The following is a 22,989-nucleotide window of genomic DNA, read 5'->3' as shown; positions in this document are numbered from 1 at the left end:
GGCTAGGCGGCGCTCTGGGAGCCCGTCCGGGTCCGGGCCAGGCGCCGCAGCCAGTAGTAGGAGGCCTTGGGGGTGCGCTCGAGCGTGGCGAAGTCGGTGTGCACGAGGCCGAACCGCTGGCTGTACCCGGCCGCCCACTCGAAGTTGTCCATGAGCGTCCATACGTACCAGCCCCTCAGGTCCACGCCGTCGGCGGGACCGCCGGGGGCCACGGCGTCGAGCGCGGCACCCAGATGCGAGGCGAGGTAGTCGATCCGCTCGTCGTCGTACAGCAGGCCGTCCGCCTGGGCCGGCTCGGGGAAGCTCGCGCCGCTCTCCGTGATGTACACGGGCGGCAGGGCGTCCCCGTAGCGCTGCTTGAGCTCTCCGAGCACCACGCCGCAGTACTTGGGGGAGATGGGCCACCCGAAGCCGGTGCTCGCGTGCTCGGGGAAGTCGGCGAGGTGGAACGGGACCTTCTTCATCGCCTTCGTGGGCTTGACCCCCTCAGGGGTCGGCCCCGGGCCGGAGCGGATGCGGGCCGGGTAGTAGTAGTTGACGCCGTAGAAGTCGAGCGGCTGGTGGATCGTCGCGAGGTCCTCGGGCCGGGGGTCCCTGAGGGCGTGGAAGAACTTGCGCGCCACGAGCGGCGGCTTGGGGTAGCGGCCCAGCAGGACGGGGTCGGCGTAGAGCCTGTTGACCATGAGGTCGACCACGCGGGCGTGGATCCAGTCGAGGGGATTCCGGCCCGCCGGGTGCACGGGAGCATGCATGTTCGTGATGCCGATGGACCCCTGGGCGCCCGAGGCGCGCAGCGCCTGCACCGACAGGCCGTGTGCGAGGAGCTGGTGGTGGACGGCTGGCATCGAGTCGAAGAGGAGCTGCTTGCCCGGGGCGTGGATGCCCACCGCGTAGCCGTTCAGCGTCACCGAGACGGGCTCGTTGAGGGTGATCCAGCGGTCGACCCGGTCGCCGAAGCGCCGCCCGGCCTCGGCCGCGAACTCGCCGCACCGCAGCGCGGTCTCCCGGCTCAGCCACCCGCCGTCGTGCTCGAGGGGGAGTGGGGTGTCCCAGTGGTAGAGGGTGGCCATGGGTGAGATGCCGCGCGCGAGCATCGCGTCGATCAGGCGGTCGTAGAAGTCCCAGCCCTTCTCGTTCCAGGCGCCCCGACCGTCCGGCTGGACGCGCGGCCACGCGATGGAGAAGCGGTAGGAGTCCACCCCGAGATCCCGGATGAGGTCGAGGTCCTCGCCGACCCGGTGGTAGTGGTCGCACGCGCGCCGGGCGTTGTCGCCGTGCGCGATGGCCCCCGGCCGTTCGGTAAACTCGTCCCAGCCCGCTGGCCCTCGCCCGTCCTCGTCCACGGCGCCCTCGATCTGGAACGCGGCTGTCGCCACTCCGAGCGTGAAGTCCTCGGGGATCCTCGCGGCCAGGACCTCGACGGCGGAGGCCCCCGGCGCTGTTGGGTCGCGGTCCGGTTCCGGGGTGGGCGACTGGTCCGCGGGGAGCATGGGACCATCATCCTCAGCGAGTGCCGTGAGAGCAAGATCGCGTTTCCGGGTCCCGGGCCTCCGTCCGGCGGCCACGCAGGACGGTCCCCGTGGCCCCGATTGGCATGCTGGGCAGATCTCTGGCAAACTAGATGAGTTGTTCAAGCGCTCCTTCGTGTCCCGATCCGGATAATGCCGGATGCGGGGGCCAGGCTGGGGCCCAAATATGACCCACCTTCGCGAACGAGGCTAGGGGTACGTGTGCGCACACAGTGCGACACGCCCGACCGCGGGGGTCGGAGAGGTCGACTGTCTGAGGAACCCGGGGGACCGGATTCAGGCAGTGCGGCCCGTGGTGGTCTCGACCTTGAATGCTTCGGCAGCCACAGCCAACAGAAAAGTGCAGTGCTAGACAGACGAAAGCGAGTCAGGCGATATGGCGGGACAGAAGATCCGCATCCGGCTGAAGTCGTACGACCACGAGGTCATCGACACTTCGGCTCGGAAGATCGTTGAGACGGTCACGCGCGCAGGCGCAACGGTGGTGGGCCCCGTCCCGCTCCCGACGGAGAAGAACGTGTACTGCGTCATCCGCTCTCCGCACAAGTACAAGGACAGCCGCGAGCACTTCGAGATGCGCACGCACAAGCGGCTGATCGACATCATCGACCCGACGCCCAAGGCCGTCGACTCGCTCATGCGTCTCGACCTGCCGGCCGACGTCAACATCGAAATCAAGCTCTAGTAGGGAGGTGCTGAGAGAACTATGACCGCAACCCGTACTGTGAAGGGCCTGCTGGGCACGAAGCTCGGCATGACCCAGGTCTGGGACGAGAACAACAAGCTCATCCCCGTCACTGTCGTTAAGGCCGACTCCAACGTCGTCACCCAGCTGCGCAACGCCGAGACCGACGGCTACACCGCCGTCCAGATCGGCTACGGCCAGATCGACCCCCGCAAGGTCAACAAGCCGCTCACCGGCCACTTCGAGAAGGCCGGCGTGACCCCCCGCCGCCACCTCGTCGAGATCCGCACCGCCGACGCCGACTCCTACGAGCTCGGCCAGGAACTCGCCGTCGCGCAGTTCGAGGCGGGCCAGAAGATCGACATCGTCGGCACCACCAAGGGCAAGGGCTTCGCCGGTGTCATGAAGCGTCACGGCTTCTCCGGCGTCGGCGCCTCGCACGGTGCCCACAAGAACCACCGCAAGCCCGGTTCCATCGGTGCCTGCGCCACCCCGGGCCGCGTCTTCAAGGGCCTCCGCATGGCCGGCCGCATGGGCCACGTGCGCCACACGACGCTCAACCTCACCGTCCACGCCGTGGATGCCGAGAACTCGCTGCTCCTCATCAAGGGCGCCCTCCCCGGTGCCCGCGGCTCGGTCGTCCTCGTCCGCTCCGCCGTGAAGGGAGCCTGAACTCATGGCTAACGCAACTGTCAAGGTTGATCTCCCCGCCGAGATCTTCGACGTCCAGACGAACGTCCCGCTGCTGCACCAGGTTGTCGTCGCCCAGCTGGCCGCTGCACGCCAGGGCACGCACAAGGTGAAGACCCGCGGCGAGGTGGCCGGCGCCGGCCGCAAGCCGTTCAAGCAGAAGGGCACCGGCCGTGCCCGCCAGGGTTCGGTCCGCGCTCCGCACATGACCGGCGGCGGCGTCGTCCACGGCCCCGTGCCGCGCGACTACAGCCAGCGCACCCCCAAGAAGATGAAGGCCGCCGCGCTCCGTGGCGCCCTGTCGGACCGCGCCCGCAACGGCCGGATCCACGTCGTCGAGTCCCTGGTCTCCGGTGACAAGCCGAACACCAAGGCCGCCCTCGGCGTCCTGCGCGCCCTCTCGGAGCGCAAGAACCTGCTGGTCGTCCTCGACCGCAACGACGAGCTCGGCGCCCTTTCGGTGCGCAACCTCACCGAGGTGCACGCGCTGTACGCGGACCAGCTCAACACGTACGACGTGCTCGTCTCCGACGATGTGGTCTTCACCAAGGCCGCTTTCGACGCGTTCGTCGCATCGAAGTCCCAGAACGAGGAGGGCTCCAAGTGAGCGCAGCCACCTACAAGGACCCGCGCGACGTCATCCTCGCGCCGGTCGTCTCCGAGAAGAGCTACGGCCTGATCGACGAGGGCAAGTACACCTTCCTGGTGGACCCGCGCTCGTCCAAGACCGAGATCAAGCTCGCGATCGAGAAGATCTTCTCGGTCAAGGTCGACTCGATCAACACCCTCAACCGTGCTGGCAAGCGCAAGCGCACCAAGTTCGGCTGGGGCCAGCGCAAGAGCACGAAGCGCGCCATCGTGTCCCTCAAGGACGGCGCGACGATCGATATCTTCGGCGGTCCGCTCGCCTGAGCGGAGACCACTTTAACGAGGAACAGGTAAATGGCAATCCGTAACTACAAGCCGACCACCCCGGGCCGCCGTGGCTCGAGCGTGGCCGACTTCGCAGAAATCACGCGCTCGACGCCGGAGAAGTCCCTGGTTCGTCCGCTTCCCAAGAAGGGCGGCCGCAACAACTCCGGCAAGATCACCACGCGCCACAAGGGTGGCGGCCACAAGCGCCAGTACCGTCTGATCGACTTCCGTCGTCACGACAAGGACGGCGTCGACGCCAAGGTCGCGCACATCGAGTACGACCCGAACCGCACCGCGCGCATCGCGCTGCTGCACTTCGTGGACGGCACCAAGCGCTACATCATCGCGCCGAACAAGCTCTCCCAGGGCGACATCGTCGAGTCCGGCCCGGACGCCGACATCAAGCCCGGCAACAACCTGCCGCTGCGCAACATCCCGGTCGGTACGGTCATCCACGCGGTCGAGCTCCGCCCGGGCGGCGGCGCCAAGATGGCCCGCTCCGCCGGCGCCTCGATCCAGCTCGTGGCGAAGGAGGGCAAGTACGCCCAGCTCCGCCTGCCGTCGGGCGAGGTCCGCAACGTCGACGTCCGCTGCCGCGCGACCGTCGGCGAGGTCGGCAACGCCGAGCAGTCGAACATCAACTGGGGCAAGGCCGGCCGCATGCGCTGGAAGGGCGTCCGCCCGACCGTCCGTGGTGTCGCGATGAACCCGGTCGACCACCCGCACGGTGGTGGTGAAGGCAAGACCTCCGGTGGCCGTCACCCCGTCAACCCGAACGGCAAGCCCGAGGGCCGCACCCGCCGCCCGAACAAGGCGAGCGACAAGCTCATCGTCCGTCGTCGTCGTACTGGCAAGAACAAGCGATAGGAGCCTGGACACATGCCACGCAGCCTGAAGAAGGGTCCTTTCGTTGACCAGCACCTCTTTGTGAAGGTCGCCAGGGAAAACGATAAGGGCACCAAGAACGTCATCAAGACCTGGTCCCGCCGCTCGATGATCATCCCCGACATGCTCGGGCACACGATCGCCGTGCACGACGGGCGCAAGCACATCCCGGTCTTCGTCACCGAGTCGATGGTCGGGCACAAGCTCGGCGAATTCGCCCCGACGCGGACTTTCCGCGGCCACGTGAAGGACGACAAGAAGGGCAAGCGCCGCTGACCCCCTGCCTCACGGCAGCAGCAGCGCTGAGCTCTGAGAAAGAGAAGGAAAGCAATGGAAGCCAAGGCAATTGCGCGCCACATCCGCGTAACGCCGATGAAGGCCCGGCGCGTCGTCAACCTTGTTCGTGGCAAGCAGGCGAATGAGGCTCTGGCGATCCTGAAGTTCGCCCAGCAGGCGGCTTCGGAGCCGGTGTACAAGGTCCTCGCATCCGCGATGGCCAACGCCCGTGTCCTCGCCGACCGCGACGGTGTCGCGTTCGACGAGAGCGACCTCTACATCTCTGAGGCGTTCGTCGACGAGGGTCCGACCATGAAGCGGTTCCAGCCGCGCGCCCAGGGCCGCGCCTACCGCATCAAGAAGCGCACCAGCCACATCACCGTGGTCGTCGCGACGCCCGAGAACGAGGAGGCCCGGTAAATGGGACAGAAGGTCAACCCGCACGGGTTCCGACTCGGCATCACCACCGACCACGTCTCGCACTGGTTTGCCGACAGCAACAAGCCGGGTCAGCGCTACAAGGACTTCGTCCGTGAGGACGTCAAGATCCGCCAGCTCATGACCAACGGCATGGAGCGCGCCGGCATCGCCAAGGTCGAGATCGAGCGCACCCGCGACCGCGTCCGCGTGGACATCCACACGGCCCGTCCGGGCATCGTGATCGGCCGCCGCGGCGCCGAGGCGGACCGCATCCGCGGCGAGCTCGAGAAGCTCACCGGCAAGCAGGTCCAGCTCAACATCCTCGAGGTCAAGAACCCCGAGGTCGAGGCCCAGCTCGTCGCCCAGGGCGTCGCGGAGCAGCTCTCGAGCCGCGTCGCGTTCCGCCGTGCGATGAAGAAGGCCATGCAGTCGGCGCAGCGCGCCGGCGCCAAGGGCATCCGCATCGCGTGCTCCGGCCGTCTCGGCGGCGCCGAGATGTCGCGCTCGGAGTTCTACCGCGAAGGCCGTGTGCCGCTGCACACCCTGCGCGCGAACATCGACTACGGCTTCTACGAGGCCAAGACCACCTTCGGCCGCATCGGCGTGAAGGTCTGGATCTACAAGGGCGATGTGACCTCCAAGGAGCTGGCTGCCCAGGCCGCCGCCGCTCCGTCCCGCGGCCGTGGCGACCGCGGCGACCGTCCGGGTCGCCCCGGTGGCGAGCGCCGCCGTCGTCCGTCTGGCGACCGCCAGCAGCAGTCCTCGGCTCCCGCCGAGACCGCCGCTCCGGCCGCCGAGGCCGCTGCTCCGGCAGCAGAAGGAGGAGAGGCTTAAATGCTTATCCCGCGTCGTGTGAAGCACCGCAAGCAGCACCACCCGGGTCGTTCCGGCGCTGCTACCGGCGGCACGAAGGTCTCGTTTGGCGAGTACGGCATCCAGGCCCTCACGCCTGCCTACGTGACCAACCGTCAGATCGAGTCCGCTCGTATCGCCATGACCCGTCACATCAAGCGTGGCGGCAAGGTCTGGATCAACATCTACCCGGACCGTCCGCTGACCAAGAAGCCTGCCGAAACCCGCATGGGTTCCGGTAAGGGTTCTCCGGAGTGGTGGATCGCCAACGTCAAGCCCGGCCGTGTGCTCTTCGAGCTCTCCGGCGTGTCCGACGAGGTGGCTCGCGAGGCCCTGCGCCTGGCCATCCACAAGCTCCCGTTGAAGGCGCGCATCGTGCGCCGCGAAGGTGGTGAATGAGAATGGCAGTCGGTTCGAAGGATCTGACGGCTGAGAAGCTCGACCAGCTGGACAACGAGCGCCTCTTCGAGGAGCTCAAGAAGGCCAAGGAAGAGCTGTTCAACCTGCGCTTCCAGTCGGCCACCGGCCAGCTCGAGAACCACGGCCGCCTGCGCGCCGTGAAGAAGGACATCGCCCGCATCTACACGATCATGCGTGAGCGTGAGCTCGGCATCCGCGCCGAGGCGGCCCCCGCCGTCGTCGACGCGAAGGACGAGAAGAAGGCGGCGAAGGCCGAGAAGAAGTCCGCCAAGGCTGAGGCCGAGGAGGACGCCAAGTGAGCGATCAGGAGAACAAGGTGACGGAGAACTCCGTGACGGAGAACGCCGCCGCCGAGCGCCAGCGCGGTTACCGCAAGACCGCCCGCGGCTACGTCGTGTCCGACAAGATGGACAAGACGATCGTCGTCGAGGTCGAGGACCGCGTGAAGCACTCGCTGTACGGCAAGGTCATCCGCCGCACCGAGAAGCGCAAGGCCCACGACGAGAACAACAGCGCCGGCATCGGCGACCTCGTTCTCATCGCGGAGACCCGCCCGCTGTCCGCCACCAAGCGGTGGCGTCTCGTGGAGATCCTCGAGAAGGCCAAGTAAGCCTCCTCGCGTTTCTCGCGGACATGCCGGAAGGCCCGTTCCCCTCGTGGGGGCGGGCCTTCCGCCGTCTCGGCGGCGCACGACGGCGGGTGCCCGGCCGGGGCGGGTGCGTCGCCGCCGTCGGGGGTGCCTGTCCGGTCTGGTGACGCCGTCCGGGCGCGGCCGCGACGAAGAGTGCCCGTGCGCACCGGAAGTCGCGGTCACGCGCACTTCTGGATGAAAGCGGCACTTCTCGTCGGGACGAGGCCGAACGTGACGAGCTTCGCGCGGAACCGCGCCTGCCGCTCGAGGTCTGCCCAGTCCCAGCGGAGCACGGGATGCCCGAGCGCGAGCAGGCGGTTCTCACGCTGCTTCTCACGCTGAAGCCCAGAGACGGCATCCTCCCCATGGGTGAGTCGAGTGTCGAGGTACTTGCCCCATCCGTCGAACTCGCCGAGCCGGTCCCGCCCAGAAGGGGACTGCGGTACCAAGGGGCTGTGCCAGGTGAAGTCCGCGAATCCGATGAGGCCCGGGCTGTCCCTGTATTCGGTCTGGAGTGCGGGCTCCGGGAACCCCCACATGAGCACGAGCGCACGGCTGACGGACTCACCGGGAGATTCCGCACCTGCGCGTGCCAGCAGTGCGCGGCTCTGCGCCCTCTCGCGCTGCGACCTGAAAGTGAGCCGGGCGATGGCGTCGGCCACCGGTGTCCTGTCCAGAAGTGGCTGCGCCGGGTCGAGGCGGAGGACTCCGTCGGCGACCGTGAGCGCTCGCGCGAACTTCGCCGACGCCAGAACCTCCACGAGGGCGTCGGGGGCCGGGATGCAATCCAGCGTTCCGACGGCCTCGGCGACCAGGGGCGAATGGCGGTGCCTCCGCACAGGGGGCGGGGCGAGCGTCCGCGCCCGCCGTGCCACATCGGTGTCACCGCGTGCCTCGAAGGTCGGAGGGCGTGTGCCCAGCTGGGCGTTCGTTCCGACAGCCACGTCTATGGCTGTCGGCGTCCTGACGACGGGGAGCCCGCGGAGGAAGAGCGATGTCTCGCCGCAGAAGACGGCACCGGGCACGAACCAGGCGTGCACGGCAGCTGCGAGTGCGAACCGGGACGGGGCGTCGAGCAGCACCCACAGCTCCGTGGGCACATAGGCGCCTCGACGCAGGCGCACGAGGTCGCCCCGAGCGAAGGCCCGGGACGCATTCGGGGGAGGGATCCGCGCGAACGCGAAGGCAGCGTCGTAGAGCCCGTTCATGGTGTCCATGGACCGAGCATCGGCGCACCGCTCGCGAGGGCGCATGCGAGCGGGGGGCCATGTGGACAACGCGCGGGCCCGGGAAGCTGGTGAGGGAAGATCCGACGCGGGGGAGTCGGGTTCCGCGCCGGGAGTGGCTGTGACGGCGACTTCCCGATGAGAACGTGACTTCTAGCGGGCACGGCCCCGGCCCCTCGGCGATGCGGGGTGGACAGCGGCGGCGTGGTACGATATTGAGCTTGTACGGCTGGCTTCGCCATGCCGTGACAAACCTCGTGAACCATCGTGCCACCGCATAATGCCCTTCTGCCGAAGGGGAGCGCCCCGGCGCTGCTCCTCGCAGCAGGAAGGGGACACATGCGCGTGGCACGGCGATTCAGGCCCGTTCTGGCGACATCCAGGCGGGTCGAGAGACACCCCATCAACCGTTCCGCAAGGCTCGCTCTGCAGCAGGACCGCAGTGCGAGAACCGGCGAGACGTAAGGAGTAAAAGTGATTCAGCAGGAGTCGCGGCTCAAGGTCGCCGACAACACGGGTGCCAAGGAAATCCTTACCATCCGCGTTCTCGGTGGATCCGGCCGCCGCTACGCAGGCATCGGCGACGTCATCGTCGCCACCGTCAAGGACGCTATCCCTGGCGGCAACGTCAAGAAGGGCGACGTGGTCAAGGCCGTCGTCGTCCGTACCAAGAAGGAGCGCCGTCGTCCGGACGGCTCCTACATCCGCTTCGACGAGAACGCGGCAGTCATCCTCAAGAACGACGGCGACCCCCGTGGCACGCGTATCTTCGGCCCGGTCGGCCGCGAGCTGCGCGACAAGAAGTTCATGAAGATCGTCTCGCTGGCTCCGGAGGTGCTCTGACTCATGGGCGCAAAGATCAAGAAGGGCGACCTGGTCCAGGTCATCACCGGCACCAAGCAGGACAAGGGCGGTGACAAGGGCAAGCAGGGCAAGGTCCTGAAGGTGTTCCCGACCGAGAACCGTGTTCTCGTCGAGGGCATCAACCGTGTCACCAAGCACGTCAAGGCCGGCCAGACCCAGCGCGGCACCAAGACCGGCGGCATCGAGCAGGTCGAGGCCCCGATCCACATCTCGAACGTGGCCCTCGTGGACCCCGAGACCAAGAAGCCCACTCGCGTCGGCTTCCGCCTCGAGACCGTGGAGAAGGACGGCGTCTCCAAGACCGTCCGCATCCGCTACTCCAAGGCCACCGGGAAGGACATCTGATGACTGAGACTGTCGAGACTCCGGTCAAGGTCGTGCCCCGCCTCAAGGCGAAGTACGCCGAGAGCATCAAGCAGGCCCTCCAGGACGAGTTCAACTACGAGAACGTGAACCAGGTCCCGCGCCTGGTCAAGGTTGTCGTGAACATGGGCGTCGGCGACGCCGCCAAGGACTCGAAGCTCATCGAGGGCGCTGTGCGCGACCTGACCCTCATCACGGGCCAGAAGCCGCAGGTCGTCAAGGCCCGCAAGTCGATCGCCCAGTTCAAGCTCCGTGAGGGCATGCCGATCGGCGCCTTCGCGACGCTCCGCGGCGACCGCATGTGGGAGTTCGTGGACCGCCTCGTGTCCCTCGCCCTGCCCCGTATCCGCGACTTCCGCGGCCTCTCGGGCAAGCAGTTCGACGGCAACGGCAACTACACGTTCGGCCTCACCGAGCAGGTGATGTTCCACGAGATCGATCAGGACAAGATCGACCGCCTCCGCGGCATGGACATCACGGTCGTCACGACCGCCAAGACCGACGACGAGGGCCGTGCGCTCCTGAAGCACCTCGGCTTCCCGTTCAAGAACGAAGACTGAATCACTACGTGAAAGGTCCGCGCCGCACCGAGAGCCGCCGGCTCCCGGGCAGGGCGGAAACCGTCATGAGGAAGGGCACGAGCCCACAATGACTATGACTGATCCCGTCGCAGACATGCTGACGCGTCTGCGCAACGCCAACTCGGCCTACCACGACTCGGTGACCATGCCGTCGTCGAAGCTCAAGGTCCGGGTTGCTGAGATCCTGAAGGCCGAGGGCTACATCTCGGCCTACAAGGAAGAGGACGCCGAGGTCGGCAAGAAGCTGACCCTGGACCTCAAGTTCGGCCCCAACCGCGAGCGTTCGATCGCCGGTGTCCGCCGCATCTCCAAGCCGGGCCTCCGCGTGTACGCGAAGTCCACGAACCTCCCGCATGTGCTGGGCGGCCTCGGCATCGCCATCCTGTCCACGTCCTCTGGGCTCCTGACTGACCGTCAGGCCGCCAAGAAGGGCGTGGGCGGCGAAGTCCTCGCGTACGTCTGGTAAGGGAAGGAAGGAAGAAGATATGTCCCGCATTGGACGTCTCCCCATCACCGTCCCCGCCGGCGTCGAGGTCAAGATCGACGGCTCCGTGGTGACCGTGAAGGGCTCCAAGGGCGAGCTGACCCACACTGTGGCCAGCCCGATCGAGGTTTCCCTCGACGACTCGACCCTCTCGGTGACCCGCCCGAACGACGAGCGCATCGCTCGCTCGCTCCACGGCCTGACCCGCACGCTCATCTTCAACATGATCGAGGGCGTGACCAAGGGCTACGAGAAGAAGCTCGAGATCGTCGGCACCGGTTACCGTGTGCAGGCCAAGGGCTCGGACCTCGAGTTCGCGCTCGGCTACTCGCACCCGGTCACGGTGAACGCGCCCGAGGGCATCACGTTCACGGTCGAGGGCCCCACCAAGCTCTCCGTGTCCGGCATCAACAAGCAGCAGGTCGGCGAGGTCGCTGCCAACATCCGCAAGCTGCGCAAGCCCGACCCGTACAAGGGCAAGGGCATCCGCTACGCCGGCGAGGTTATCCGCCGCAAGGTCGGAAAGGCTGGTAAGTAACCATGGGTCTGGGCATCAACAAGAAGCGCGTGGCCAAGTCCAAGCAGCAGGCTCGGGCTCGTCGCCACTTCCGCCTCCGCAAGAAGATCGTCGGCTCCGCCGAGCGTCCCCGCCTCGTCGTGAACCGCTCCTCGCGCCACGTCTTCGTCCAGGTGGTCGACGACAGCAAGGGCATCACGCTGGTCTCCGCCTCCACTCTCGAGGCCGACCTCCGTTCCTTCGAGGGCGACAAGACCGCCAAGGCCAAGCGCGTGGGCGAGCTCATCGCCGAGCGTGCGAAGGCTGCTGGCATCGAGGCCGTCGTGTTCGACCGCGGTGGCAACAAGTACCACGGCCGCGTGGCTGCGATCGCGGACGGCGCACGTGAAGGTGGGCTGGCACTGTGACCGCAGACAACGCAGCGAATGCAGAGAAGGTGAACGTGACCGAGCAGAATGCAGCTGAGGCTGCTGAGACCGCTCCCGCCACCGAGGAGCGCCGCGGCGGTCGTCGTGGCGAGGGTCGCGGCCAGGGCCGCGGTGACCGCGGCGGCCGTGGCGGTCGCGACAACCGCGACGCCGAGAAGAGCCAGTTCATCGAGCGCGTCGTGACGATCAACCGCGTCGCCAAGGTCGTCAAGGGCGGCCGTCGCTTCAGCTTCACCGCCCTCGTGGTGGTGGGTGACGGCAACGGCATGGTCGGCGTCGGCTACGGCAAGGCCAAGGAGGTCCCCGCGGCCATCGCCAAGGGTGTGGAGGAGGCCAAGAAGTCCTTCTTCCGCGTCCCCCGCATCGGCACCACGGTCCCGCACCGTGTGCAGGGCGAGTCCGCCGCAGGCGTCGTCATGCTGCGCCCGGCTGCCCCGGGTACCGGTGTGATCGCCGGTGGTCCGGTCCGCGCCGTCCTCGAGTGCGTCGGCATCCACGACGTGCTGTCCAAGTCCCTGGGTTCCTCGAACGCCATCAACATCGTCCACGCGACGGTCGAGGCGCTCAAGGGCCTTGAGGAGCCGCAGGCTGTGGCTGCCCGCCGTGGCCTCGCGCTGGACGAGGTCGCCCCGGCCGCCATGGTGCGCAACCTCCAGAACTCGAAGGCAGGTGCATGAGTCATGGCGAAGAACCTGGCTCCCTCCGACGCCACGTTGGAGATCACCCAGATTAAGGGCGTCATCGGCGCCAAGCAGAACCAGCGCGACACCCTCCGTTCGCTCGGCCTCAAGCGGATCGGCCACACGGTCACCCGCAAGGCCGACGCCGTGACGGTGGGCATGGTCAACACGGTTCCGCACCTCGTGAAGGTTGAGGAGGCGAAGTAATGGCAGAGAACGAGACTGAGAAGTCTTCCGCGCTGAAGGTCCACCACCTGCGTCCCGCCGCTGGCGCCAAGACCGCGAAGACCCGTGTGGGTCGCGGTGAGGGCTCCAAGGGCAAGACCGCCGGCCGTGGCACCAAGGGCACGAAGGCCCGCTACCAGGTCAAGGCCGGCTTCGCTGGCGGGCAGCTTCCGCTGCACATGCGCCTGCCGAAGCTCCGCGGCTTCAAGAACCCGTTCCGGGTCGAGTTCCAGGTCGTGAACCTGGACAAGCTCTCCGAGCTGTTCCCGGAGGGTGGCACCGTGACGGTCGAGGACCTCGTGGCCAAGGGCGCCGTTCGCAAGAACGAGCCGGTCAAGGTGCTCGGCTCGGGCGACATCACCGTCAAGGTCGATGTCACCGTGCACGCCTTCTCCGCGTCCGCCTCGGAGAAGATCGCCGCCGCCGGCGGCTCCGCGAACGTCCTCTGACCTTCGCAGGAGCGCAGCTGACGCTGTGAGACGAGGAGGCCCCTGCCGCCGTCGTGGATCACCCACGACGGCGGCGGGGGCCCTTCGCGTTGGGGCGCGCCCAGAGCGCGGGGCAGGGGGCGCACGACGCCGCCGCGGGCCTTCCGCGTTCGCCGCGCCGGAGGTGCCGCTCGCCGCTCGCCCGGGCGCCGATTCACTGCTCACGGCCCGGTAACGGTAAACTCGTGAGCTGGACCCTCGACTCCGGGCCGCCATCCATGCCCTGGAGCCAATGACCCTACATTCCTCGGATGGGGAGGAGAAGCGTGCTTTCTGCGATTGGCCGGGCTGTCCGGACGCCCGACCTGCGGCGCAAGCTGCTGTTCACGCTGGGCATCATCACGATCTTCCGCCTGGGTGCCTTCATCCCCGCGCCGGGCGTCAACTACGCGAACGTGCGGCAGTGCCTCTCCCCGTCGGTGACGGGCGACCAGCAGGGCATCTACCAGATGATGAACCTCTTCAGCGGCGGTGCGCTGCTGCAGGTGTCCATCTTCGCGCTCGGGATCATGCCGTACATCACGGCGAGCATCATCGTGCAGCTGCTGCGCGTGGTCATCCCGCGGTTCCAGGAGCTGTACGACGAGGGCCAGGCCGGGCAGACGAAGCTCACGCAGTACACGCGCTACCTCACGATCGCCCTCGGCCTGCTGAACGCGACCACGCTGGTCTCGCTCGTCCGCTCGGGCCAGCTGTTCCCGAACTGCCAGCTGCAGATCATCCCGGACCAGAGCATCATCACGACGATCCTCGTGATCATCACGCTCACGGCCGGCACCGGCCTGATCATGTGGCTCGGCGAGCTCGTGACGGAGAAGGGGATCGGCAACGGAATGTCGCTGCTGATCTTCACCTCGATCGCCGCGACCTTCCCGACCTCGCTCGGTCAGATCTGGTCCTCGAAGGGCCCGGGCACGTTCTTCCTCGTGATCGTCATCGGCATCATCACGATGACGCTGGTCGTGTTCGTCGAGCAGTCCCAGCGCCGCGTGCCGGTGCAGTACGCGAAGCGCATGATCGGCCGCCGCACGGTGGGCGGGACGAGCACGTACATCCCGATCAAGGTGAACATGGCGGGTGTCATCCCGGTCATCTTCGCCTCGTCGATGCTGTACCTGCCGGCCCTCGTGGCGCAGTTCAACACGCCCCACGACGGCTCGCCGATCCCCGGCTGGGTGGAGTGGATCAACAACAACCTGACCCGCGGCGACCACCCCGTGTACATGGCGATCTACTTCCTGATGATCCTCTTCTTCACATACTTCTACGTCGCGATCACCTTCAACCCAGAAGAGGTCTCCGACAACATGAAGAAGTACGGCGGCTTCATCCCCGGCATCCGTGCCGGGAAGCCCACTGCGGACTACCTGCAGTACGTACTTTCGCGCATCACTCTGCCGGGCGCCCTGTACCTGGGCATCGTGGCCCTGATCCCGCTGATCGCCCTCGTGCTCGTCAACGCGAACCAGAACTTCCCGTTCGGCGGTACGTCGATCCTCATCATGGTCGGCGTGGGCCTCGAGACCGTCAAGCAGATCGATGCTCAGCTCCAACAGCGACACTACGAAGGACTACTGCGATGACGAGAATGCTGCTCATTGGCCCGCCCGGTTCCGGCAAGGGCACCCAGGCGGAACGGATCTCCGACCGCCTCGGCATCGTCGCCATCTCGACGGGCGATATCTTCCGCTTCAACGTCAAGGAGCAGACGCCCCTCGGCATCGAGGCGAAGAAGTACATGGATGCCGGCGACTTCGTCCCGGACTCGGTGACGAACAGCATGGTGCGCGACCGCCTCGCGCAGGACGACGCCGCGAACGGCTTCCTCCTCGACGGGTACCCGCGCACCGTCGCGCAGGTTGAGTACCTCGACGAGATCCTCGCGGAGAAGGGCCAGTCCCTCGACGTCGTCCTCCAGCTCACTGCCGACGACGAGGAGCTCGTGGCGCGCCTGCTGAACCGTGCGAAGGAGACCGGGCGCAGCGACGACACCGAGGACGTGATCCGTCACCGCCTCGAGCTGTACCACACGCAGACGGAGGCCGTGGTCTCCAAGTACGACGAGCGCGGCACGCTGACCCGCGTCGACGGCATCGGCGCCATCGACGAGGTCACCGACCGTGTGCTCGCGGCGATCGAGACGACGGTGCGCTCCGCCTCCTAGGGGGACGCGCACGACGACGACAGGCGCCGTCCGCGGGTCACTCCCCGCGGGCGGCGCCTTGTCCTGTGGAGCGTGGGCCATGGGCCCACTGGAGGAAGGGAGCGGCTGTGATCGGCCAGCGGAAGATCGAGTACAAGAACAACGGGCAGCTGCGCATCATGGCCCAGGCCGGGGTGCTGCTGAGCCGTGCCCTCGACGCCGCCGTGGCCGCCGCCGTGCCCGGGGCCACGACCGACGACCTCGACGCGGCCTTCGCCGCGGTCGTGGACGAGGCGGGCGCCCAGTACAACTTCCTCGGCTACCACGGCTACCCGCGCCACATCTGCGCCTCCGTGAACGACGAGGTCGTGCACGGCATCCCCGGCAGCCGCGTGCTCGCCGAGGGCGACATCATCTCGATCGACGGCGGCTGCGTGGTCCGCGGCTGGAACGCGGACTCGGCGCGGACGGTGATCGTCGGCGAGGGCGACCCCGAGGACGCACGGCTGTCCGAGGTGACCCGCCAGGCCATGTGGCACGGGATCGCCGCCTTCGCGAAGGGCTCCTTCGTGGGGGACATCGGGGACGCGATCGACGACTTCGTCTCCGCCCAGGAGGGGGCCCCGCTGGGCATCCTCGAGGACTACGTGGGCCACGGGATCGGCTCCCAGATGCACATGGCGCCGGACGTGCTGAACTACCGCACGGGGCACCGGGGGGCGAAGATCAAGCCGGGCATGGCCCTCGCGATCGAGCCGATGCTCGTGCGCGGGTCCATCGACACCAAGGTGCTCGACGACGAGTGGACGGTCGTGACCACGGACGGCTCGCACGCCTCCCAGTGGGAGCACTCGGTCGCGCGGCACGCGGGCGGCATCTGGGTGCTCACCGCGCCCGACGGCGGGGCCTCCGAGCTCGAGCCCCTCGGCGTCACGCCGGTTCCCATCCCCGCCTGACGCTTCACTCCCGCCCGGTGACGTCCCGCTGCGCCCGCGCGGCCATCCGCGCGAGGTCCACGCGGTTCGCGGCCCCGGTCTTCCGCAGGAGGCTCGAAATGTGGGAGCTGACGGTCTTCTCGCTGATCACGAGTTCCCGCGCGATTTCGCCGTAGGTCCTGCCCGCGACGACGTAGTCGAGGATGGCCGCCTCGCGGGGCGTGAGCCCGGGGAGGCGGGCAGGGCCGGCGTCGCGCGTCTGGGCGGCCGGGCCGGTGGGGATCCTCGCCTGGGACGCGAGCTGGTCGAGCGCCTCGAGGACGGGCCGGGCCTGAAGCTCGGCAGCGAGGGCGAGGCCGCGGCGGAGGAACGCGCTGCCCTGTGCCCTGGAGGCTCGGCCGTGGAGCAGGAACGCCTCGGCCGCCCGGCGGCAGGCATACGCCTCCTCCCAGAGCAGCGACGCCTCTGCGCACGCGTCCGCGGCCGCGGCCCAGGCCGCGGCGTTGTCCCGGTCTCCGCGGGCGCGCCCGAGCTCTGCGAGGTAGAGGCAGTGGAGCGCCGTGAGCACGGACAGATAGAGTTCCTGGTCGCCGTGGATTTCCTGGAGCCCCCGCGGGAAGCGCTGCTGGAGCTCGTCGGCCGCGCTCACGAAGCTGTCGGCGCGGCGGCCGCCGTCCCTCGCGTCCTGCGCCTGGTCGGCGAGGGCCCGCGCTGCCTGCATCACGAGCCACTCGCACATGGTGGGCGGGGGACCCGGCCGTGTCGCTCCTGCCATGGCCGCCGAGAACGATTCCGCGGGTCGGCCGCAGGCGGCGTACACCTCGGCCCGGATCGCGGCGAAGTCCAGGTTCAGGTACGCCTCCCCGTTGTCCGAGAGCTCCTCGGCCCGTGCGAGCTGGGCGAGCGCGTCGTCGTTCCGGCCCTGGAGGGCGGCGAGCCGGGCCGCCGTGAGGCGTGCGGAGACGTCGGCGATGGGCCCGGGGTCAGCGCCGAGGGTGTTCCTGAGTGCTGCAAGGGTGCGCCGCCACTCGCCGACGGCAAGCCAGCTCTCGGCCTCGATCGCGGCGAGCTTCGCCGTGTAGGCGTGCGGGGACCCGTGGGCCTCCAGCCGCCGCCGGCCCTCGGCGATGATGTCCGCGTACTCCCTGAGGAACATGGTGGGGAGCTGGGCGTTCGCGTGCCACATCACGGCGTGGATGGCGGCCCAGAAGTCCCGCGCGCTGAGGGCGTCCGCAATCGCCTCGGCGGTCAGCTCGACCGCTTCCTGGTTCCGCCCTTCGGCCAGGGCGGCCATCGCCGAGGCAGCCCTCGCGTAGGTGAGTGCGAGGGGATTCCCTGCGCCGACAGCGATGGCGAGCGCGCGCTCAGCCAAGGCGCCGCCTTGCCTCCGGTCCCTCCACATGAGCGCGTGGGCGTGCTCCGAGAGCGCGTAGGCATGCTGCCAGCTGCGCGGTTCCGCTTCGGCCAGCCGGACTGCCTGCGCCGCGACATCCGGGTCGAAGAAGGCTTCCCCGGTGGACCAGCGCAGGTGCATGCGGCGGATCATGAGCTCCGCGACCGCGAGCGGCTCCCCCTGCGGGTCGAGCGCAGCCAGCAGGGCGTCGACCGCCTCGAGTTCCCCGGTGAAGTCCCCTGCGTCGCGGGCGGCCGAGCGGACCGCCTCCCACAGGTCGCGGGGCGCCTCCCGGGCGCTCGGCACCCGCTCTCGGAGGGCGACGGCGCGCCTCAGCAAGCGCACCGTGTCGCTCTGGGTGATCGAGCCGTCGCCGGAACCGGCGGCCCGCAGCGCCCACCGGTAGGCGGCCTCCGTGTTCCCGGCGCGGTGGTGGTGGTCGGCGAGGGCGATGAGCCGCAGCGGCGGCCGCTCGGCGTCGTGCGCCTCGGCGGGCTCCTCGTAGACCGCGGCGAAGGCGCCGTGCCAGCGCTGCCGCTCGTCGGCGGAGAGGGTCTGCACGAGAGTCTCGGCGATGAGCGGGTGGTGGAACCAGTAGGTCCCGTCGGGGGAGAGGTCGAGGATCCCCGCGGCGGCGGCCGCGCGCAGGAGGGGCACGACGGCGTCGGGCGACACCTCGCCTGCCGCGACCCGGCGGAGGTCCCGCACGGCCACCTCCCGGCCTCCGACGGCGAGCATCGCGGTCAGGAGCCGCGCCTGGTCCGGGAGCCCGTGCCACGACCTGAGCACGGCTGCCCGGAGGTCGGTGGGGAGGCCTGGGCCGAGGTGCCGGTCGGCTGCGGTCAGGCCGCGGGCCAGGAGGGACGTGAGGTATGGGTTGCCGGCCGAGCGGGCGAAGACCTCGGTGACCAGCGACTGGCTCGGCGGCGCTCCGAGGAGACGGGCGAGCAGGGCCTCCGTGCCGGGGCGGTCGAGCGGCTGGAGCGTGCTGACCTCGACGCCGGGGAGCCGCCGCACGTCCGCGAGCCACTCCCGCAGCGGGGAGGCGGAGTGGGCCTCGCTGAGCCGCGACGTCGCGAGGACGGCCAGGCGGCGCTCGGCGGGCCCGGCGATGAGGTACATCAGGACGTCCAGGGTCCCCTGGTCGGCCCAGTGCAGGTCGTCGACGGCGAGGACGACGGGGGCGTCCTCGGTGAGGGCGGTGAGCCAGTCGTCGATGAGCAGCGGCATGTTCGCCAGCGACTCGCCGGAAGCCCGCTGCATGAGCGGAACCGGCCCCCGGTCGGTTGGCGCGGACCGGAACGCCGAGCGGAGGGCGAGGTACGGGACCGCCGAGGAGCCCATCGGCAGCGCCGCGCCCTTGAGGACGTGCACACGGCTGCCCGCGGCTGCAGACGCAGCCGCACACGCCGTCGCGACGAGGGCGGTCTTGCCCACTCCGGGGTCGCCGAGGATGAGGACGCTGCCGGCGTGGCCCGAGCACGCCGCGTCGATGACCCCGGCCAGCCCGGCCAGTTCCTCCGCGCGCCCCACCACGCCGGGGCCGCCGCCGCGCCCCTGTTCCGCCACGCCTCCAGCGTGCCACCGGCGTGCTCCCGCGGGCCAGATCTGAGGGTCCGGCGAGCGGATCTGAGGGGATGCTCCCGATGTGGCGCAGCGCGCCTGGGAGGACTGTTGAAGCATCATCCCACCAGTTGACGGAAGGTGAGTCCGATGATCGCAGCACCCGCATCCCGCACGAGGACGACCGCCATGGCGGCCGCCGTGGCAGCCCTCTTCCTCGCAGTCCTGGCCCCCGGGCCGGCGGGAGGTGCGACCCCGCCCGCGGTCCCCTACGACTCGTCGTTCGCCCCGCTGACCCGCATCGGCGACCAGCTGACGCGGGGAGACCAGCTCACCGGGCACGGCGCGCAGGCCCCCTTCTGGATCCCGGAGCAGCCGTAGGGATGCCCGCCGACGCGCGACGGCGCCGCCAGCCGTGGACGGCCGGCGGCGCCGTCGTGCGGGGTTGCCGCGGTGACGCTACTTGAGCTTCGGCTTCACGTCCTTGTCGTAGATGCCCTGGAGGGTCTTCTTCAGGTCGGACATCGTGGACTTCACGTCGCCCTGCTGGGTGACGATCTTGGCGACGGACTTGGCCATCTCCTGGTCCGCGCCGGGGAGGAACACGCGGGCGTTGTCCTGGACCCGGGTGACGGCGAGCTGATCGATCGCGGTCTGGATCTGGGGCGTCTTGGCGAGGACCTGGGTCATGTCAGCGGACTTGCGGTTCGGCATGTAGCCGGTGGCGGCGGAGAATGCCGCCGTGTTCTCCGGCTCTCCGACGAACTTGATGAACATCGCCGCCGCGAGCTGCTGCTCCTTCGAGATGCCCGAGGGGATGCCGAGGCCGGCGCCGCCGGTCGGGCACACGGGCTTCTCCGACTTCGGGCCGCCCGGCAGGAAACCGACGCCCACGTTGAACTTCGCGCTCGCGAGGATGCCCACGAGGGAGCCCGTGGAGGAGATCGTGGTCGAGGTGATGCCGGCGGAGAAGTCGTCCGCGGACTCCTTCGAGGACACGCCCGCCCACTTGTCCTTGTACACCGAGTCCTGGACCCACTGCATCGCGGCGACGGCGTCGTCCGAGTCGCACGTGATGTCCCAGTCCTTGGACCAGCCGGACCCCCAGCCCCACAGGTTGTTCTGCAGCGTCCAGCCCGCGTACCCGGCCAGCGCCGGGTACATGTAGGCGTACTGCGCACCCGAGGCGGCCTTGAGCTTCGGCGCCCAGTCGGCGAACTCGGACCAGGTCTTCGGGGCGCGGTCCGGCAGCCCGGCGGCCTTGAAGTGGTCCTTGTTGTAGTAGAACAGCGGGGTCGAGCGCCCGTACGGCATGGCCCACTGCTTGTTGGCGTACTGGTAGTCCTTCACGAGGGAGTCGCGGTAGTCGCCGAGGTCGAAGTTCAGCTGCTTGATGAGCGAGTCCATCGGGATGATGTTGCCGTTGATGTAGTAGCGGAACCACCACACGTCGGAGAGCACGACGACGCCGGGCAGGCCCGAGTTCGCCGCCTGCGCGGTCTGGAACTTCTGCGCGATCTCCTCGTAGTTCGCGCCCGCGGTCACGAGGTTGACCTTGATCGTGGGGTTCGCTGCCTGGAACTTGTCGACGAGCTGCTTCTCGACGTCCTGCGACTTGCCGGGGTGGCTGGTCCAGAAGTCGATGGAGGCGGCGGGCTTGACGTCCTTGAAGTCGAGGTCCGCGGCGGCGGAGGACGCCGATCCGCCGGAGGTGTCCGGGCCGCCGCAGGCGGCGAGGGCCGCGGCGCCGGTCCCTGCGCCGGCGAGGGCGAGGAAGTGACGGCGATCGAGTCGGAATGCCATGGTCTGCCTTTCGTGGGTGGGTGCTGGAGTGGGGAAGGAGGCGCACGACGGCGGGTGCGCACCCGCCGTCGTACGTCACCCGGTGACGCTGCCCTGGGTGAGTCCGGCCACGATGTAGCGCTGCAGCATCGCGAAGACCACGAGGACGGGGATGATCACGAGGACCGCGCCGGCCATGAGCATGCCCCACGCCCCGCCGCCGCTCTCGGAGTTCTGCAGGAGGGTCAGCCCGACCGGGAGGGTCATGACCTCGGGGCGGTCGGTGATGATGAGCGGCCAGATGTAGTCGTTCCACTCGGAGACGATCGTCACGAGCGCCACGGTGGCGATCGAGGGCACCGAGACCGGAACCACGATCTGCCAGAGCCGCTTCCAGTGCCCGGCCCCGTCGATCTCGGCGGCCTCGAGGATCGATGCCGGGAGCGTCATGAAGTGCTGGCGCAGGAGGAACGTGCCGAACGCGGTGCCGAGGCCCGGGAGGATGATGCCCCACAGGGTGTTCTTCCCGCCGATCCCTGCGACGAGGATGTAGTTCGGCAGGATCGAGACCTGCGGGGGCACCATGAGCGCGACGAGGATCAGGATGAAGATCAGGTTCTTGAACGGGAAGCGCACGAACACGAGCGCGTAGGCGGTCATGATCGCCAGGGTCACCTTGACCGTGGCCCCGGCGGCCGTGACGATGGCCGAGTTCAGGAAGAACCGCCCGAAGGGGACGGTGGTCATCGCGTCGCGGTAGTTGTCCAGGTTGAGGGACTGGGGAAGGACCTGCAGTTCGGTAGTGACGATCTCACCGGGGGTCTTGAACGAGCTCAGGACCATCCACAGCAGGGGCAGCGCCACGATGAGGGTGGCGATGACGAGCGGGAGGTACCCGCCAGCGATCGTGCGGACCAGGTTCTGCCTGGAGAACGGCCGCTCCCTCAGGGGCTCGCCGGCGTGCTCGGCGACGGGGGCGGGTGCGGGGGCGGTCATGCGTAGTGCACCTTCCTCTCGACGAAGCGGAGCTGCACAACCGTGACCACGAGCAGGATCACGAAGAGGACCACCGAGATGGCCGCCGAGTAGCCTGCGCGGTTGTACGAGCCGAAGGCCTGCAGGTAGGCCTCGTAGATGAGTGTGCTCGTGCCGGTGCCGAGGGGGGTCATGATCCGGATGAGGTCGAACGCCTGGAGGCTCGACAGGATCGTGGTGATGAGCAGGAAGAACGTCGTGGGGGAGAGCAGCGGGAGGCTGATGCTCCAGAAGCGGCGCGCGGACCCGGCGCCGTCGATCGCGGCGGCCTCCATGATGTCGCTCGGAAGGGACTGCAGCCCCGCCAGGTACACCACCGCGCAGTAGCCCAGGTTCTTCCAGACGTACACGAGGATCACCATGGTCAGCGCGAGCTGCGGGTCGTTGAACCACTCGGGGCTGCGCGCCCCGAAGCTGCGCAGGATCCACGCGAGGGCGCCGTACCCCGGGTCGAAGATGAACATCCAGACCAGTCCGACGCCGACGCCGGAGAGCACATAGGGCGCAAACACGGCCGAGCGGGCGAAGGTGGTGCCGCGCACCCTCGCGTTGAGCGCGAGGGCAACGAGGAGGCCCAGCACCATCGACAGCCCCACGGTCAGGACCGTGAAGACAGCGGTGGTGCCGAGGACTCGCGCGGCGTCGTCGCTGCCGAAGAACGTCGCGTAGTTGTCGAAGCCGATGTTCCGGGCCCTCGGCGAGCCGAGCGTCCAGTCGAGGAACGAGTACTGGAGGTTCGCGAACAGGGGCCGGTAGGTGAAGACGGCGATGAGGGCCAGATTCGGCAGCGCGAACGCGAGGAAGACGAAGAAGTCGCGGCGGGTGCGTCCGGAGAAGCGGGCGCGTCTGGCCGGCGGCGACGTGGGTGCTGCGCCCTTGCGGCGGCGCTCCGCGGTGAGGTCGCTCATTGTCGTATCCTGCGACCGGAATGAGTCGTTGACAAGCTTTTCCTTCATGGTTCTCGGGGCTGGTGCGGAAT

Annotated in this window: 30 protein-coding genes; 24 read left to right on the top strand and 6 right to left on the bottom strand. The window is 68.6% G+C overall.

From position 1 onward, the window contains the following. Positions 1-2: 2 nt before the first annotated feature. On the bottom strand, positions 3-1,490 hold the full coding sequence (locus CGQ25_RS11895) for a GH1 family beta-glucosidase (RefSeq protein WP_208709961.1): 1,488 nt from the start codon (positions 1,488-1,490) through the stop codon (positions 3-5). A gap of 415 nt (positions 1,491-1,905) precedes the next feature. Between CGQ25_RS11895 and rpsJ the strand changes: the two genes are divergently transcribed. From rpsJ to rpsQ, 11 genes are read left to right on the top strand one after another with little or no spacing between them, the layout of a single operon-like run. Next, positions 1,906-2,214, top strand: coding sequence for a 30S ribosomal protein S10 (gene rpsJ, locus CGQ25_RS11890; protein ID WP_043119398.1), 309 nt, complete (start codon positions 1,906-1,908; stop codon positions 2,212-2,214). Positions 2,215-2,235: 21 nt separating this feature from the next. Further along, positions 2,236-2,886: a 50S ribosomal protein L3 gene (gene rplC, locus CGQ25_RS11885; RefSeq protein ID WP_208709959.1), complete on the top strand. Its 651-nt coding sequence runs from the start codon at positions 2,236-2,238 to the stop codon at positions 2,884-2,886. A 4-nt stretch (positions 2,887-2,890) separates the two neighbouring features. Further along, a complete protein-coding gene (gene rplD, locus CGQ25_RS11880) occupies positions 2,891-3,511 on the top strand; it encodes a 50S ribosomal protein L4 (protein ID WP_208709957.1) in 621 nt (206 codons plus the stop codon). Continuing rightward, positions 3,508-3,816 carry a 50S ribosomal protein L23 gene (gene rplW / locus CGQ25_RS11875; protein WP_208709955.1) on the top strand — a complete coding sequence of 103 codons (309 nt, stop codon included), beginning with the start codon at positions 3,508-3,510 and terminating at the stop codon, positions 3,814-3,816. Before rplD ends, rplW begins: the two co-directional genes overlap by 4 nt. A gap of 30 nt (positions 3,817-3,846) precedes the next feature. After that, a complete protein-coding gene (gene rplB, locus CGQ25_RS11870; protein ID WP_208709953.1) occupies positions 3,847-4,686 on the top strand; it encodes a 50S ribosomal protein L2 in 840 nt (279 codons plus the stop codon). 12 nt (positions 4,687-4,698) lie between these two features. Beyond that, a complete protein-coding gene (gene rpsS / locus CGQ25_RS11865) occupies positions 4,699-4,980 on the top strand; it encodes a 30S ribosomal protein S19 (RefSeq protein WP_208709951.1) in 282 nt (93 codons plus the stop codon). 54 nt (positions 4,981-5,034) lie between these two features. Next, positions 5,035-5,400 (top strand): 50S ribosomal protein L22, encoded by a 366-nt coding sequence (rplV, locus tag CGQ25_RS11860; protein WP_208709949.1) that lies wholly within the window; start codon positions 5,035-5,037, stop codon positions 5,398-5,400. Then, complete coding sequence (gene rpsC / locus CGQ25_RS11855) at positions 5,401-6,234, top strand: 30S ribosomal protein S3 (protein WP_208709947.1); 834 nt, start codon at positions 5,401-5,403, stop codon at positions 6,232-6,234. It abuts the gene before it with no gap. Next, positions 6,235-6,651, top strand: a complete 417-nt coding sequence (gene rplP, locus CGQ25_RS11850; protein WP_208709945.1) for a 50S ribosomal protein L16 — start codon at positions 6,235-6,237, stop codon at positions 6,649-6,651. Between the two features lie 2 nt (positions 6,652-6,653). Beyond that, the gene (rpmC, locus tag CGQ25_RS11845; protein WP_208713058.1) at positions 6,654-6,971 is read left to right on the top strand and encodes a 50S ribosomal protein L29; all 318 of its coding nucleotides are present in this window, start codon (positions 6,654-6,656) and stop codon (positions 6,969-6,971) included. Between the two features lie 17 nt (positions 6,972-6,988). Next, on the top strand, positions 6,989-7,282 hold the full coding sequence (rpsQ, locus tag CGQ25_RS11840) for a 30S ribosomal protein S17 (protein WP_304442236.1): 294 nt from the start codon (positions 6,989-6,991) through the stop codon (positions 7,280-7,282). Between the two features lie 200 nt (positions 7,283-7,482). On the opposite strand, the gene CGQ25_RS11835 is transcribed toward rpsQ, so the two are convergent. Then, entirely contained in the window at positions 7,483-8,520 is a 1,038-nt protein-coding gene (locus CGQ25_RS11835) for a hypothetical protein (RefSeq protein ID WP_208709941.1), read from the bottom strand. A 483-nt stretch (positions 8,521-9,003) separates the two neighbouring features. Between CGQ25_RS11835 and rplN the strand changes: the two genes are divergently transcribed. The 12 genes from rplN (at position 9,004) to map (ending at position 16,258) form a co-directional block, all read left to right on the top strand. After that, the gene (rplN, locus tag CGQ25_RS11830; RefSeq protein WP_208709939.1) at positions 9,004-9,372 is read left to right on the top strand and encodes a 50S ribosomal protein L14; all 369 of its coding nucleotides are present in this window, start codon (positions 9,004-9,006) and stop codon (positions 9,370-9,372) included. A 3-nt stretch (positions 9,373-9,375) separates the two neighbouring features. Then, on the top strand, positions 9,376-9,738 hold the full coding sequence (gene rplX / locus CGQ25_RS11825) for a 50S ribosomal protein L24 (RefSeq protein WP_208709937.1): 363 nt from the start codon (positions 9,376-9,378) through the stop codon (positions 9,736-9,738). Further along, the gene (gene rplE, locus CGQ25_RS11820) at positions 9,738-10,316 is read left to right on the top strand and encodes a 50S ribosomal protein L5 (RefSeq protein ID WP_208709935.1); all 579 of its coding nucleotides are present in this window, start codon (positions 9,738-9,740) and stop codon (positions 10,314-10,316) included. The genes rplX and rplE overlap by 1 nt, the downstream gene beginning before the upstream one ends. A gap of 88 nt (positions 10,317-10,404) precedes the next feature. Next, positions 10,405-10,803 carry a 30S ribosomal protein S8 gene (gene rpsH, locus CGQ25_RS11815; RefSeq protein WP_208709933.1) on the top strand — a complete coding sequence of 133 codons (399 nt, stop codon included), beginning with the start codon at positions 10,405-10,407 and terminating at the stop codon, positions 10,801-10,803. Between the two features lie 19 nt (positions 10,804-10,822). Continuing rightward, entirely contained in the window at positions 10,823-11,359 is a 537-nt protein-coding gene (gene rplF / locus CGQ25_RS11810; RefSeq protein WP_208709931.1) for a 50S ribosomal protein L6, read from the top strand. Positions 11,360-11,361: 2 nt separating this feature from the next. After that, on the top strand, positions 11,362-11,745 hold the full coding sequence (gene rplR, locus CGQ25_RS11805) for a 50S ribosomal protein L18 (protein WP_208709929.1): 384 nt from the start codon (positions 11,362-11,364) through the stop codon (positions 11,743-11,745). Between the two features lie 35 nt (positions 11,746-11,780). Next, a complete protein-coding gene (gene rpsE / locus CGQ25_RS11800; protein ID WP_208709927.1) occupies positions 11,781-12,443 on the top strand; it encodes a 30S ribosomal protein S5 in 663 nt (220 codons plus the stop codon). 3 nt (positions 12,444-12,446) lie between these two features. Continuing rightward, a complete protein-coding gene (gene rpmD, locus CGQ25_RS11795) occupies positions 12,447-12,653 on the top strand; it encodes a 50S ribosomal protein L30 (protein WP_208709925.1) in 207 nt (68 codons plus the stop codon). Continuing rightward, on the top strand, positions 12,653-13,120 hold the full coding sequence (gene rplO / locus CGQ25_RS11790; RefSeq protein WP_208709923.1) for a 50S ribosomal protein L15: 468 nt from the start codon (positions 12,653-12,655) through the stop codon (positions 13,118-13,120). The genes rpmD and rplO overlap by 1 nt, the downstream gene beginning before the upstream one ends. 305 nt (positions 13,121-13,425) lie before the next feature. Then, complete coding sequence (gene secY / locus CGQ25_RS11785; RefSeq protein WP_208709922.1) at positions 13,426-14,742, top strand: preprotein translocase subunit SecY; 1,317 nt, start codon at positions 13,426-13,428, stop codon at positions 14,740-14,742. A 5-nt stretch (positions 14,743-14,747) separates the two neighbouring features. Continuing rightward, positions 14,748-15,323: an adenylate kinase gene (locus CGQ25_RS11780; RefSeq protein WP_208713057.1), complete on the top strand. Its 576-nt coding sequence runs from the start codon at positions 14,748-14,750 to the stop codon at positions 15,321-15,323. A gap of 107 nt (positions 15,324-15,430) precedes the next feature. Continuing rightward, entirely contained in the window at positions 15,431-16,258 is an 828-nt protein-coding gene (gene map / locus CGQ25_RS11775; RefSeq protein ID WP_208709920.1) for a type I methionyl aminopeptidase, read from the top strand. 4 nt (positions 16,259-16,262) lie between these two features. Here the strand turns inward: map and CGQ25_RS11770 are convergent, their stop codons facing one another. Next, positions 16,263-19,199 carry an AAA family ATPase gene (locus tag CGQ25_RS11770; RefSeq protein ID WP_208709918.1) on the bottom strand — a complete coding sequence of 979 codons (2,937 nt, stop codon included), beginning with the start codon at positions 19,197-19,199 and terminating at the stop codon, positions 16,263-16,265. A 144-nt stretch (positions 19,200-19,343) separates the two neighbouring features. Between CGQ25_RS11770 and CGQ25_RS11765 the strand changes: the two genes are divergently transcribed. Next, positions 19,344-19,574 carry a hypothetical protein gene (locus CGQ25_RS11765; RefSeq protein WP_208709916.1) on the top strand — a complete coding sequence of 77 codons (231 nt, stop codon included), beginning with the start codon at positions 19,344-19,346 and terminating at the stop codon, positions 19,572-19,574. A 78-nt stretch (positions 19,575-19,652) separates the two neighbouring features. On the opposite strand, the gene CGQ25_RS11760 is transcribed toward CGQ25_RS11765, so the two are convergent. From CGQ25_RS11760 to CGQ25_RS11750, 3 genes are all read right to left on the bottom strand, one after another. Next, complete coding sequence (locus CGQ25_RS11760; RefSeq protein WP_208709914.1) at positions 19,653-20,996, bottom strand: ABC transporter substrate-binding protein; 1,344 nt, start codon at positions 20,994-20,996, stop codon at positions 19,653-19,655. A gap of 75 nt (positions 20,997-21,071) precedes the next feature. Then, positions 21,072-21,971: a carbohydrate ABC transporter permease gene (locus CGQ25_RS11755; RefSeq protein ID WP_208709912.1), complete on the bottom strand. Its 900-nt coding sequence runs from the start codon at positions 21,969-21,971 to the stop codon at positions 21,072-21,074. After that, a complete protein-coding gene (locus CGQ25_RS11750) occupies positions 21,968-22,918 on the bottom strand; it encodes a carbohydrate ABC transporter permease (protein ID WP_208709910.1) in 951 nt (316 codons plus the stop codon). Before CGQ25_RS11750 ends, CGQ25_RS11755 begins: the two co-directional genes overlap by 4 nt. Between the last annotated feature and the right edge of the window lie 71 nt (positions 22,919-22,989).

It is taken from the genome of Sinomonas sp. R1AF57 (assembly GCF_002224485.1).
Classification (GTDB): Bacteria; Actinomycetota; Actinomycetes; order Actinomycetales; family Micrococcaceae; genus Sinomonas; species Sinomonas flava.
This window is presented reverse-complemented; position numbering and strand designations above follow the sequence as displayed.